12 protein-coding genes are annotated in these 12,947 nt (G+C 70.8%); 8 read left to right on the top strand and 4 right to left on the bottom strand.

The window, feature by feature from the left end; genetic code table 11:
• Entirely contained in the window at window positions 1-633 is a 633-nt protein-coding gene (locus tag OOK38_RS06260) for an AIM24 family protein (RefSeq protein WP_266765854.1), read from the bottom strand.
• A 193-nt stretch (window positions 634-826) separates the two neighbouring features.
• Between OOK38_RS06260 and OOK38_RS06255 the strand changes: the two genes are divergently transcribed.
• The 4 genes from OOK38_RS06255 to OOK38_RS06240 all read left to right on the top strand — a co-directional run bounded on the left by OOK38_RS06255 (window position 827) and on the right by OOK38_RS06240 (window position 5,448).
• Window positions 827-1,171, top strand: coding sequence for a DUF3817 domain-containing protein (locus tag OOK38_RS06255; RefSeq protein ID WP_266762885.1), 345 nt, complete (start codon window positions 827-829; stop codon window positions 1,169-1,171).
• The gene (locus OOK38_RS06250; protein ID WP_266762887.1) at window positions 1,168-1,461 is read left to right on the top strand and encodes an MTH1187 family thiamine-binding protein; all 294 of its coding nucleotides are present in this window, start codon (window positions 1,168-1,170) and stop codon (window positions 1,459-1,461) included. Before OOK38_RS06255 ends, OOK38_RS06250 begins: the two co-directional genes overlap by 4 nt.
• Window positions 1,462-1,701: 240 nt before the next feature.
• Entirely contained in the window at window positions 1,702-3,489 is a 1,788-nt protein-coding gene (locus tag OOK38_RS06245; RefSeq protein WP_266762889.1) for a cellulose synthase catalytic subunit, read from the top strand.
• A 3-nt stretch (window positions 3,490-3,492) separates the two neighbouring features.
• Complete coding sequence (locus OOK38_RS06240) at window positions 3,493-5,448, top strand: kelch motif-containing protein (RefSeq protein ID WP_266762891.1); 1,956 nt, start codon at window positions 3,493-3,495, stop codon at window positions 5,446-5,448.
• Here OOK38_RS06240 and OOK38_RS06235 read toward each other — a convergent pair.
• Both OOK38_RS06235 and OOK38_RS06230 read right to left on the bottom strand, forming a co-directional pair.
• Window positions 5,441-6,439: a glycoside hydrolase family 6 protein gene (locus OOK38_RS06235; RefSeq protein WP_266762893.1), complete on the bottom strand. Its 999-nt coding sequence runs from the start codon at window positions 6,437-6,439 to the stop codon at window positions 5,441-5,443. The two genes, OOK38_RS06240 and OOK38_RS06235, sit on opposite strands and share 8 nt — an antisense overlap.
• 96 nt (window positions 6,440-6,535) lie before the next feature.
• On the bottom strand, window positions 6,536-7,519 hold the full coding sequence (locus tag OOK38_RS06230; protein ID WP_266762895.1) for a DUF5937 family protein: 984 nt from the start codon (window positions 7,517-7,519) through the stop codon (window positions 6,536-6,538).
• A gap of 74 nt (window positions 7,520-7,593) precedes the next feature.
• Here OOK38_RS06230 and OOK38_RS06225 point away from each other — a divergent pair, with 74 nt between their 5' ends.
• From OOK38_RS06225 to OOK38_RS06210, 4 genes are all read left to right on the top strand, one after another.
• Entirely contained in the window at window positions 7,594-9,009 is a 1,416-nt protein-coding gene (locus OOK38_RS06225) for an MFS transporter (protein ID WP_266762896.1), read from the top strand.
• A gap of 10 nt (window positions 9,010-9,019) precedes the next feature.
• Entirely contained in the window at window positions 9,020-9,529 is a 510-nt protein-coding gene (locus OOK38_RS06220; RefSeq protein WP_266762898.1) for a MarR family winged helix-turn-helix transcriptional regulator, read from the top strand.
• 92 nt (window positions 9,530-9,621) lie between these two features.
• Window positions 9,622-9,960 carry a DUF3817 domain-containing protein gene (locus OOK38_RS06215; RefSeq protein ID WP_266762900.1) on the top strand — a complete coding sequence of 113 codons (339 nt, stop codon included), beginning with the start codon at window positions 9,622-9,624 and terminating at the stop codon, window positions 9,958-9,960.
• A gap of 75 nt (window positions 9,961-10,035) precedes the next feature.
• Window positions 10,036-11,736: a methylmalonyl-CoA mutase gene (locus tag OOK38_RS06210; protein ID WP_266762902.1), complete on the top strand. Its 1,701-nt coding sequence runs from the start codon at window positions 10,036-10,038 to the stop codon at window positions 11,734-11,736.
• Between the two features lie 375 nt (window positions 11,737-12,111).
• On the opposite strand, the gene OOK38_RS06205 is transcribed toward OOK38_RS06210, so the two are convergent.
• The gene (locus OOK38_RS06205; protein WP_266765855.1) at window positions 12,112-12,768 is read right to left on the bottom strand and encodes a TetR/AcrR family transcriptional regulator; all 657 of its coding nucleotides are present in this window, start codon (window positions 12,766-12,768) and stop codon (window positions 12,112-12,114) included.
• Window positions 12,769-12,947 lie beyond the last annotated feature (179 nt).

Genomic DNA, 12,947 nt, shown 5'->3' with positions numbered 1-12,947 from the left:
TCACACATCCCCCGCGATCGTGTTGCGCTCACTGGGCTGGACGTAGACGAGCCCGTCGCCCTCGAAGCGCATCTGGAACGCCTCGCCGCCGCCCTCGCCGATCAGCGTGCGGAACGTCACACCGGACTGCAGCGACTGCCGCACGTTGCCCTGATGCGCGATGTACGCCCCCGGATCGACCGTCAGCGGGTACTGGGAACTGACGCGCAGCACCACCGCGGGCCCGTCCGACATGATCGCCGCCTGGCCGTGGCCCTCGACGGTGGTCGTGAACAGACCGTTGCCCTGCGAGGCGCCGCGCAGCCCCGTGAACGTCGTACCCGTGCGCAGACCCGCGTCCGTCGCGAGCAGATTGCTCGACTCCACGTACAGCTTGTCCCCCTGAAGGCCCACCAGATTGATCTCCGAGGCCCGGTCCGCGAACCAGCACGTGCCGTGCCCCTTCACCTCCATCATCGTCATCTGCTCACCGGTGAGGCGCCGGGTCACCATCCCCCGTATCCCCTCACCGCCTCCGCTGAGCTTCTTGAAGGCCATCTGGCCGTCGTACGCGACCATGGAGCCGTTCTTCGCCTTCACGGCGTCCCCGGTCATGTCGACGGCCAGCACCTTGCTGCCTTGAAGTCGAAACATCGCCACGCTGTGAAGGTAGCCGCAGCGCCGGACCGCCGACAGAGCCTCCGGGCGGATGTCATCCCTGAGGCGACCCCGAGGGGCCCCGGACCCGGGATCCCGCTCTCCGGATGCCACAATGGCCGGGACGCTTGTGCTTGCGTTCACAAAGCAGCGTTCCCCCCGACAGCGAAACTCCCACCGAAGGTGACCCGTGGACATAAAGACCGCCACCGCACTCCGCCGCCTCCGCCTGGTCTCGGCCCCCGAAGCCGTTTCCTTCCTGCTGCTGCTCGTCTGCTCGGTGCTGAAGCGGACCACGGAGTTCAACGCCGTGCCCGTCATGGGCGCGATCCACGGTGTCCTGTTCATCCTGTACGTGATCTTCTGGGCGGACGCCTGGAACCGGGCCCGGTGGAGCGCCGGCACCGGCGTCCTCTACTTCGCCCTCTCCGTCCTGCCCACCGGCGGCTTCTTCGCCGAGCGCAAGCTCAAGCGCGAGGCCGAGGACGCGGTCATCGCCTCCCGCGCCCGCAAGGAAGGGGTCGTGAACGCGTGATCGTCGCCTTCTCCGTGACACCGCTCGGTGTCGGCGAGGACGTGGGGGAGTACGTCGCCGACGCCGTCCGGGTCGTCCGTGAATCGGGTCTGCCCAACCGCACCGACGCGATGTTCACCACGATCGAAGGTGACTGGGACGAAGTGATGGCCGTCGTCAAGCGCGCCGTCGCCGTCGTCGAGGAACGCGCGCCCCGCGTCTCGGTCGTCCTCAAGGCGGACATCCGCCCCGGCGTGACGGACGGTCTCACCTCCAAGGTCGAGACGGTGGAACGACACCTGTCGGCGTGATCCCCGGGCGCCGAGCCCACCCCCTGAACCCCGGTCCCCTGGACCGGGGTTTTGCGTGCCCGGACCGCCTCGGCGGCCGCGGTGACGGCGGTGACGGCGCCTCAGGGACGAAAGACCACCCGCCCGCACGCCCCGGGCACCCCTTCGGACGCGCCCCGTTCGCCACGCCGGGAAAACTCCACTTATGTGTGGGTACCAGCCAGAACGATCACCTGACACGTTCAACCACTGGAGGGCGATGTGCGGCCCGAGGGCTACGACTACGACACCTACAGCCGACTCGCCGGACCCCTGACCCAGCCTTCGTCCGGTACGGCCTACCGGGTGCAGTACACCAAGCTCCTGTCGCGCGAACCGCACCGAATACGAGCCGTCCTGCTGATGACGCTCGCGCCCCTTCTCACCGGCGCGCTCCTCGTCTATCTCGTCTGGCCCACCCACTGGGTGGAGCGCGAGGGCGGCGAGCGGTGGCTGATCGGCCTCGACGTCACCATGCTCATAGCCATCGGTCTGATCGAGCTGTTCATGGTCGTCAACGTCATGAGCATCGCCCACGCGACGATGGTCGCGAGCGACCCCGTTCCCGTCGTCCCCGCACAGGCGACCCGGGTCGCCTTCCTCACCACCTACGTCCCGGGAAAGGAACCCCTCGCCACGGTCCGCGCCACCCTCGAGGGCGCGGTCGGGATCACCCATACCGGCCCCCTCGACATCTGGCTCCTCGACGAGGGCGACGACGAGCGGGCCAGGGCCCTGTGCGCCGAACTCGGGGTGCGGCACTTCACCCGTAACGGGGTGCCCGAGTGGAACCGCCCCGACGGGAGGCACAAGGCCCGCACCAAGCACGGCAACTACAACGCGTGGCTCGCCCTCCACGGTCACGCGTACGACTTCCTCGCCTCGGTCGACACCGACCATGTCCCGCTGCCCGGCTTCCTCGAGCGCATGATGGGCTACTTCCGGGACCCCGACGTGGCGTTCGTCGTCGGCCCCCAGGTGTACGGGAACTACGAGAACCCCGTCACCAAGGCCGCCGAGTCCCAGCAGTTCCTCTTCCACGCCCTGATCCAGCGGGCCGGCAACCGCTACCGCGCGCCCATGTTCGTCGGCACCAACAACGTCGTGCGCATCGCGGCCCTCAAGCAGATCGGGGGGCTGTACGACTCCATCACCGAGGACATGGCCACCGGGTTCGAGCTGCACCTGCAGCGGAACCCGAGGACGGGCCGGCACTGGCGGTCCGTCTACACACCGGACGTCCTCGCCGTCGGTGAGGGACCTTCCTCCTGGACCGACTTCTTCACCCAGCAGCTGCGCTGGTCGCGCGGCACCTACGAGACCCTGTTCAAGCAGTACTGGAAGGCGCCGTTCACCATGCCCTCCGGCCGGCTGTTCTCGTACACCCTGATGCTCGTGTACTACCCGATGACGGCCGTCAACTGGCTGCTGGGCATCCTCAGCTGCGTCCTGTTCCTCTGGTTCGGGGCCTCCGGCACACAGGTCACGGCCTCCGTGTGGCTGATGCTCTACAGCGACGCCGCCGCCCTCCAGATCGGCCTGTACCTGTGGAACCGGCGCCACAACGTCTCGCCGCACGAGCCCGAGGGATCCGGCGGCCTGGCCGGCATGGCGATGTCGGCCCTGTCGGCCCCCGTCTATCTGAAGTCGCTGGGCGAGGCCCTGCTCCGGCGCCCCAGCCGTTTCGTCGTCACCCCCAAGGGCGGCGACGCCAGCCCCGACCGGCTCCAGACCTTCCGTATCCACCTCGGCTGGGCCGCGCTCCTCGCCGTCTCGCTCGGCGCGTCGGTGGTCCTCGGGCACACCCACGCGGCCATGCGGACCTGGGCGCTGCTGGCCATGGCGATCTCCCTCGCACCGGTCGCGGTGTGGGTCTGCACCCGCGCAGGGGAGCGCCGGACCCGGCCGGCAGGGCGCACCCCCGCCCGGGTTCCCGACAGCCACGAACCGGCGCCGGCCGCGGGCGGCACCTCCGTCACGGTCACCGGCTCCACGACAGGAGGCACCTAGACCATGGCGTACCGGCCCTCGAAGAAGACGAAGAAGACGGTGCTCGGCATCGCGGGAATCGCCGTCCTCGCGGGACTCAACGCCCCGGCGGCGCTCGGCTTCGCCGACGAGCAGTACTACGCGTACAAGATCTCCCGGCCCGCCTACAAGGCGAAGTACGGCTCCTGGAGCCGGACCGACATCCCCGAGCGGTACCGCACCAACGCGATCCACGCGGCCCTGCTGCACACCGGGAAGGTGCTCATCGTCGCCGGGTCGGGCAACGAACAGAAGAAGTTCGACAAGGGGTCCTTCGACACCGTCCTGTGGGATCCGAGGACGGACACCTTCAAGAAGGTCCCCACCCCGGACGACTTCTTCTGCTCCGGACACGCCCAGCTCCCCGACGGCCGCATGCTCGTGGCCGGCGGCACCGCCCGCTACGAACGGCTGGACGGCGAGGTCGGGCGGGCCGGCGGCGGCATGCGCGTGAAGAACGAGAACCCCGACAAGGCCGTCGTCCTCAAGAAGGGCACCGTCTTCCGCTCACCCGCCGGTGTCGACTACACCAGCAGGTTCGACGTGACGATCCCCAGGGCCAAACGGAACCAGATCATCACCTACGACCGGGCCGGCGTCATGCAGCCCTGGAAGACCAAGGTCACCGCCGGCGAGGCACGTGTCTTCGTGGAGGCCGAGGAGGAAGGACCGCGGTCGGTCACCGACCGGCAGGCCCAGTACGAGATCGTCGGTCTGCGCGGCGAGGACGCCGCCAACACGTACGGCCTCTCCGAGAGGATCACCCTGGAGAAGCAGGACTTCCAGGGCATCAGGGCCGCCTACGAGTTCGACCCGAAGGCCGAGAAGTACATCCCCGTCGACCCGATGGACAAGGCCCGCTGGTACCCGACCCTCGTCGGACTCGACGACGGACGGGTCCTCGCCGTGTCCGGCCTCGACGACGTCGGGGTCATCGACCCCGGCGACAACGAAATCTACGACCCGAGGACCAAGAAGTGGAGTCCCGGGCCCCACCGCTACTTCCCCACCTACCCGGCGCTCTTCCTGACCAAGGGCGGCAAGCTCTTCTACCCGGCCTCCAACGCCGGATACGGACCCGCCGACCAGGGCCGCGAGGCGGGCCTGTGGGACCTGAGGACCAACACGTTCGAGAAGGTGCCCGGCCTGCGGGACGCCGACGAGACGGAGACCTCCGCCTCGCTCCTGCTCCCGCCCGCCCAGGACCAGAAAGTGATGATCCTCGGCGGCGGAGGCGTCGGCGAGTCGAAGAGATCCACCCGGCGCACCGCCGTGGTCGACCTCAAGAAGGACAGCCCGGCCTTCCAGGACGGACCCGATCTTCCCCAGGGCACGCGCTATCTGAACAGCGTGATCATGCCGGACGACTCCGTCTTCACGACCAACGGCTCCGAGGACTACCGGGGCCGCAGCGCCAGCAACATCCTCAAGGCGCAGTTCTACGACCCCAAGGGCAACGTCTTCCATGAGGCGGCGTCCCCGCGGGTGGGCCGCAACTACCACTCCGAGGCGCTGCTCCTGCCCGACGGCCGCGTCGCCACCTTCGGCTCCGACCCGCTCTTCGACGACCAGCGGAACACCAAACTGGGCCACTTCGAACAGCGCATGGAGGTCTTCACCCCGCCCGCCCTGCACAGGAACGGCAAGAACCGTCCGGTGCTGGGCCACGGCCCCGAAGTGCTCGACCGGAGCCACCGGGCGACCTTCGCCACCGACCACCCGGAACGGGTCGCCAGGGCCCGGCTGATGCGCCCCAGCGCCGTCACCCACACCACGGACGTCGAGCAGCGGTCGATCGAGCTGGGGCTGACGAAGACCGGGAACTCGGTCACCGTCGACGTGCCGAGGGACCCCACGCTGGTGCCCCCCGGCTGGTACATGCTCTTCGTGACGGACGGCCAGGGAACGCCGTCCGAGGCGAAGTGGATCCAGGTCACGTGACGGAGTTGCGCGCCAGCTCCAGGGCGTAGTCCGGCCACCACTGTCCTGCCGCCGGTCCGCCCCCGCACGCTCCGTCCGATTCGCCCGGCCGCTTGATCCACAGGTAGGCGTCGAGGGCCGGCTCTCCGGTGGCGGTGGTCGGCCGGGTGCCCAGTGCCCGGCCGGGCGGGTTGCACCAGGCACCCTCCAGCGGACCGTTGCCGTTGCGGCTGGTGTCGACGACGAAGTGCTTGCCGCCGAGTTGTCCGGAGAGGCCGAGACCGTACTGCTTGGCGGTGGCGTCCGTCTGGAAGTTGGCGACGTTGAGCGAGAAGCCGTCGGCGTTCGCGACACCGGCGCGTTCCAGGGGTTCGACCAGCTTCCCGGAATCGCGGATCCAGGCCGGGTTCCCGGCGTCCAGGTACACCCGGGTGCGCGGCTGGCGCTTCAGCCGCACGATCGCCTCGTTCAGCAACTGCTCGCGCTCGGCGTGGTACTCGACCGGCGTGCAGCCGTCCACGATGTGCGCGATCGCGTCCGGTTCCAGGATCACCAGGGCCCGGCTGTCGCCGAGGGCGTCGGCGAACAGGCCGATCCACTGCCGGTAGACGTCCGCGTCCGCCGCTCCGCCCGCCGAGTGCTGGCCGCAGTCCCGGTGCGGGATGTCGTACGCCACGAACAGCGCCGTTCGCCCTTCCCGGGTCGCGGACGCGGTCGCCGAGCGGATCGCCGGGCCCGGATCGGTCTCGCCGGCCGGCCACAGCGCGACGGGCTCGTCCGCGATCCGCTTCAGCAGAGCGGCGTCCTCGGTGCGGCCCTGCCGCCGCCACAGCTGGATCTGCCGCGCCGCGGGGCCGGTCGGGTCGACCCAGAAGGGGGAGCGGGCGGCGGTGCCCCTCTGCTGCGAGGCGGCGCCGACGACGGAGGCCTCGCCGACCTCGGGCGCGGGCGAGCAGCCCGCCGCGAGCCCGAGCACGGCGAGTGCCGCGAGGGTGTGGATCAGCCGGGGCATGCTGCTCCCTTGCGCGAAGGTGACGACCGGTCACCAATCGTTGCACAACGGGACATTGCGGAAGGGAAGCGGCGTGGCGTGGTGAGCCTCCCGGGGTCAGCCGCCGCCCGAGACCAGCGCGATCCCGAGCGGCGTCCGCTCGTACAGCACCTGGTGCCCGTACCGGCGCGAGACCAGCAGGCCCGCGTCGCGCAGGGCGGCGAGATGCGCGGAGACCGACGACGGCGCGAGACGCAGCCGGTGGGCGAGGGCCGTCGTGGTGCCCGGTTCGTCGAGCGAGGTGAGCACGGCGGCCCGGCCGCGCCCGAGCAGCCGTACGAGCGCGTCGGGGGTGCGGTCCGTCGGCTCGGCCCACAGACCGCCGATGCCGCGTGCCGGGTAGACGAGCGTCGGCTGCCAGGGGGGTTCGAAGCCGCTGATCACGTCCGGCCAGGAGAAGACGCTGGGCATCAGGACCAGGCCCTGTCCGGACAGGTGCCGTTCGTGCCGGCCCCCGACCTCGACGGTCAGGGTGTGGGAGCGCCAGCCGAACCGCCCGTCGATCTCCGGCAGCAGCCCGCCGAGGCCGACCTGCGCGAGCCGCCGCGAGTGGAAGGCGATGTCGGCCTCCAGCAGGGCGCGGAGCCGGGGCCAGTCCGGTTCGACGAGGGTGTGCCAGGCCAGTTCCAGCAGGTCGGTCAGTTCCCGCACCATGCGCACCGGGTCGGCCAGCAGGGCCCGGCCGCGCGGTGAGGTGAGCGCGCCCGGGGTGTCGGCGAGGGAGCGCGCGCTCTCCTCGCGGGCCACCGCGGGATCGGCCGTGCGCACCGCGGCGATCTCCTCCTCGAAGCTCGCCGCCGGGCCGAGCGGAGGCGGGCCGAGCCAGTCGGGGGAGTAGCCGCGCTGCGGCATCAGCAGCCAGAGCGGTGCGAGGTCGAGTCCGGCGGCCGCCGCGCGGATGCGGCGCAGCCAGTGCGCGTGATAGCCGTACCGGGCGGGCCGGTTGAGCGTGCGCACCGCCTCCTGCGTCTCCCACAGAGGCGACACCGCGAAGCGGCAGTTGAGGAGGTCGTCCTCCCCGAAGTGCAGCAGCGACGGCATGACACGACCCCAGAAGATTCGGCTGACACCGAAACTCTACGGCGCCCGGAGTGCGTCCGGGCACGCTGTCGCCCATGCCAGAAGCAGAGAAGAAGGGCGCGGCGACGGTGCCCGCGCCGGCGGGCCCAGCGGAGAACGCCCCGAAGAGCACCCCGGAGACAGCCCCGGCGCCCACCGGCTACGGCCCCGTCTTCGCCGTGCCCGAGTTCCGTGCCGTCTTCGCCGCGCACGCGTTCTCGCTGCTCGGACTCGTCGTCAGCGAGATCGCGCTCTCCGTCCTCGTCTACGACCTGACGGGCTCTCCGCTGCTGAGCGCCCTGACGTTCGCGCTCGGCTTCCTGCCCTACCTGATCGGCGGGACCCTGCTCGCGGGCGTCGCGGACCGCTTCCCGGCCCGCCGGGTCCTGGTGGTGTGCGATCTGGTGTGCGCGGGATGTGTGGCCGTGATGGTGGTGCCGGGCGCGCCCATCGCGGTGCTGCTCGCGATGCGGGCCGCGCTCGCCCTGGTCGCCCCGGTCTTCCAGGGGACACGGACGGCGACCCTCGCGGACGTCCTGGGCGACGGCGAACTGTTCGTGCTCGGCCGCTCCCTGCTGCGGATCGTGTCGCAGAGCGCGCTGCTGGCCGGATTCGGTACGGGCGGGCTGCTGCTCACCGTCGTGTCGCCCCGCCACGCGCTCCTCGTCACGGTCTGCACGTTCCTGGTCTCCGCCGTGCTGCTGCGGTTCGGCACCCGGCGGCGGCCCGCGCGGGCGTACCGGGGGCAGGCGCTCGTACGGGACTCCCTCCGTGGCGCCCGTCAGGTCCTCGCCGACCGCCGGATCCTCGTGCTGCTCCTGCTGTTCTGGGTGCCGCCGATGTTCGCCGTCGCCCCGGAGGCGCTGGCGGCGCCGTACGCCGACGGCATCGGGGCCGGTTCGACCGGGCTCGGTCTGCTGATGTGCGCGCTGCCGGTCGGCACGATCGCGGGGGAGCTGTTCGCGGGTGCGCGGCTGCGGCCGGCCACCCGGAACCGGCTCACGCTCCCGCTGGTCTGCGTGACGCTGCTGCCCTACGCCGGCTACGCGCTGCGGCCCGGCCTCGGCTGGTCGCTGGTCCTGCTGGTGCTCGCCGGTGCCGGATCGGCGTACACCCTCGGCCTGGACCAGTGGTTCGTGCGGGCGGTGCCGGACGAACTGCTCGGGCGCGCGATGACGTTGAACACAGCCGGTCTGATGACGGTTCAGGGCCTGGGGATGGCGTTGTCGGGGGTGGTGGCGGAGTTCGCCGGTGTGCGGGCGACGGTCGTCGGCGCTGGCGTGCTGGGGACCGCGGTCTGTGCGGGCCTGGCGGTGGCGGCGCGGCGTACCGAACGGGGGGAAGGGCGGGGCGCGGAGCGAGGCCGGGACGGTGCCGGGACCGGCCCGGCCCAGGGGGTCCCGATCCCGGCCCTCGCGGGGGCGGATACCGAAACGCGAGACGGGGCTGACCACGATGTGACCGGCCGGTAAGGTCTTTGGCGTGCCGAAGCCGCTCAGTCTTGCCTTCGATCCCATCGCCCGCGCCGACGAACACTGGAAGCAGCGCTGGGGTTCCGTGCCGTCCATGGCCGCGATCACCTCGATCATGCGCGCCCACCAGATCCTGCTGGCCGAGGTGGACGCGGTCGTCAAGCCGTACGGACTGACCTTCGCGCGCTACGAGGCGCTGGTGCTGCTCACCTTCTCCAAGGCGGGCGAGCTCCCGATGTCCAAGATCGGCGAGCGGCTCATGGTGCATCCGACGTCCGTCACCAACACGGTGGACCGGCTGGTGCGGTCGGGACTCGTCGAGAGGCGCCCGAACCCCAACGACGGGCGGGGCACCCTCGCCTCCATCACGGACAAGGGCCGCGAGGTCTGCGACGCGGCCACCCGCGACCTGATGGCGATGGACTTCGGGCTCGGGGTCTACGACGCCGAGGAGTGCGGGGAGATCTTCGCGATGCTGCGGCCGCTGCGCGTGGCCGCGCACGACTTCGACGGCGAGTAGTCCGACGCCCGGTGGCGCGACGCCGGGCGAGGGCGGGGCGAGGCGTGGGGGCGCGCGAAGATCGTGCAAAAGGGGTCGTTACCCTCGTAGCCATGAAGAAGAGCGTGCTGACCCGCTACCGCGTCATGGCCTACGTCACCGGCGTGCTGCTGGTCCTGCTGTGCCTGGGCATGATCGCCAAGTACGGCCTGGGCGTCGACGGCGCCGCGGACTTCACCCGTGTCGTCGCCATCGCGCACGGCTGGCTGTATGTCCTCTACCTGATTTTCGCCTTCGACCTGGGTTCCAAGGCGAAGTGGCCGGTCGGCAAGCAGCTCTGGGTGCTGCTGGCGGGCACGATCCCCACGGCCGCCTTCTTCGTGGAGCGCCGCATCAGCCAGGAGCTGGAGTCCAAGGTCGCGGAGGGTACTCCCGCGGTCGCCGAGGCCTGACCCGAAACCGCCGTACGGGACCGTACGGCGGTTTGCCATCGACATTTACTAGGACGTCCTAGTAAATTCGAGGGTATGGACGCTCACGCCATCGAGGAAGGCCGCCGACGCTGGCAGGCCCGCTACGACGCTTCGCGCAAGCGCGAGGCCGACTTCACCACGCTCTCCGGTGATCCCGTGGAGCCGGTGTACGGTCCCCGGCCCGGGGACAACTACGACGGCTTCGAGCGGATCGGCTGGCCCGGCGAGTACCCCTACACGCGCGGGCTCTATGCCACCGGCTACCGAGGGCGTACGTGGACCATCCGGCAGTTCGCCGGATTCGGCAACGCCGAGCAGACCAACGAGCGCTACAAGAAGATCCTCGCCAACGGCGGCGGGGGCCTCTCCGTGGCCTTCGACATGCCCACCCTGATGGGCCGCGACTCGGACGACAAGCGTTCGCTCGGCGAGGTCGGGCACTGCGGTGTCGCGATCGACTCGGCGGCCGACATGGAGGTCCTCTTCCAGGACATCCCGCTCGGTGACGTCACGACGTCGATGACGATCAGCGGGCCCGCGGTGCCGGTCTTCTGCATGTACCTGGTGGCCGCCGAGCGCCAGGGCATCGACCCCTCCGTGCTGAACGGCACCCTCCAGACCGACATCTTCAAGGAGTACATCGCCCAGAAGGAGTGGCTCTTCCAGCCCGAGCCGCACCTGCGCCTCATCGGCGACCTGATGGAGCACTGCGCCGAGAAGATCCCCGCGTACAAGCCGCTGTCCGTCTCCGGGTACCACATCCGCGAGGCCGGCTCCACGGCCGCGCAGGAGCTCGCCTACACGCTGGCGGACGGCTTCGGCTACGTGGAACTGGGCCTGTCCCGCGGGCTCGACGTGAACGTCTTCGCCCCCGGTCTCTCGTTCTTCTTCGACGCGCACGTCGACTTCTTCGAGGAGATCGCCAAGTTCCGCGCGGCCCGCCGCATCTGGGCCCGCTGGATGCGGGACGTCTACGGCGCCACCTCCGAGAAGGCGCAGTGGCTGCGTTTCCACACGCAGACCGCCGGAGTCTCGCTGACGGCCCAGCAGCCGTACAACAACGTCGTGCGTACCGCCGTCGAGGCGCTCGCCGCGGTCCTCGGCGGCACGAACTCGCTGCACACCAACGCGCTGGACGAGACGCTCGCCCTGCCGTCCGAGCAGGCCGCGGAGATCGCCCTGCGGACGCAGCAGGTGCTCATGGAGGAGACCGGCGTCGCCAACGTCGCCGACCCGCTGGGCGGTTCCTGGTACGTCGAGCAGCTCACGGACCGGATCGAGGCCGACGCGGAGAAGATCTTCGAGCAGATCAAGGAGCGCGGACTGCGGGCGCACCCGGACGGGAAGCACCCCATCGGTCCGATCACCTCCGGCATCCTGCGCGGGATCGAGGACGGGTGGTTCACCGGGGAGATCGCCGAGTCGGCGTTCCAGTACCAGCGGTCGGTCGAGAAGGGCGACAAGCGGGTCGTCGGCGTCAACGTCCACCACGGGTCCGTGACCGGCGACCTGGAGATCCTCCGGGTCAGCCACGAGGTGGAGCGCGAACAGGTCCGTGAACTGGCCTCGCGGAAGGAAGGCCGTGACGAGGCCGCCGTGCGCGGCGCGCTGGACGCCATGCTCGCCGCCGCCCGCGACGGCTCCAACATGATCGCCCCCATGCTGGAGGCGGTCCGCGCGGAGGCCACGCTGGGCGAGATCTGCGGTGTCCTGCGGGACGAGTGGGGGGTGTACACGGAGCCGGCGGGCTTCTGACCCACCCCGGGCAGCCCGGCGCCCCTGCCTGCCCGGCATCCGCGCCGGGCCCGGGGCTCCGGGCTCTCGCTCCGCCACCGAGGCCTGCCCGGCGCCAGGTGCCCTTTTCTCGCCCCCTCCGCCCCTACCCGTCCCGTACCCGGGGGCTCCGCCCCCGGACCCCCGCTCCTCAATCGCCGGAGGAGCTGGATTTCCCTGGCCGGGGCTGACACTTGCCGCGGCCACCACGATGCACCCGCAGTCGGCATCCGGTGCGAGGGGACGTGCCGGTACATCGATGCCCGTCGCCACCGACGGTCACGCCTCGTCCGACAGCGACGGGCTGATGCACCGGCGCGGCCCCGGCCCACGACGTTCCCGGCCGCCCTGTCAGACTCAGGCCGGGCCCTCCGTCGAGGGAGGCGCCGGTTCGTCGGCTGCCGCTCCGGTCAGGCCGAAGAGCAGGATCCGGGTGAACGAGCGCACCCACTCCTCGTCCGCGGGTTCCGCGCTGACCAGGGTGCGATGGACCACCGCTCCGGCGACCACGTCGAAGATCAGGTCGGCGGTGCGGGCGGCGGCCGCCGGGTCCGTCTCCGGGGGGAGTTCGCCCCGGGCCTGGGCGCGAGAGCGGCCCTCCATGACCAGGCGCTTCTGGCGGTCGACGATGGACGTGCGGATGCGTTCGCGCAGCGGTTCGTCGCGGGTGGACTCCGCCACCACGGCCATCAGCGCCGTCTTCGCCTCCGGGCGGTCCAGGATCGCCGCGAACTGGAGCACCACACCCTCGATGTCGGCGGCCAGACTGCCCCGGTCGGGGAGTTCCAGCTCGTCGAAGAGGACGGCCACCGCGTCGACGACGAGCTCGTTCTTGCCCGCCCAGCGGCGGTAGAGGGTCGTTTTGGCCACCCCGGCGAGGGTCGCCACGTACCCCAACGTCAGTTTGGACCAGCCCAGTTCGACGAGCGCGGCGCGTGTCGCCTCCAGGATCGCGGCGTCCGCGGCGGCGCTGCGGGGGCGGCCCGTGCGGGCGGCCGAGGAGCGGCATTGCATGTCAGTGACCATATCCGGCCCCTTCACCGGCGATATCCGGCGGTTCTGTGGAGCCGTGAGGGAGATCACCGGAAGACGGCACACGGGCAGGTCTCCGTACAGTTACGCTACGACTCGTAGCGAAAGCTCGACCGCGGCGACAACCGCACAGGCGTCAGGTGGGGACCCGGCGCCGAACA

Origin of the sequence: Streptomyces sp. NBC_00568, from assembly GCF_026341855.1 — a bacterium.
Classification (GTDB): domain Bacteria; phylum Actinomycetota; class Actinomycetes; order Streptomycetales; family Streptomycetaceae; genus Streptomyces.
The sequence above is the reverse complement of the archived record's forward strand: the minus strand, read 5'-3'. Positions and strand labels throughout refer to the sequence as shown.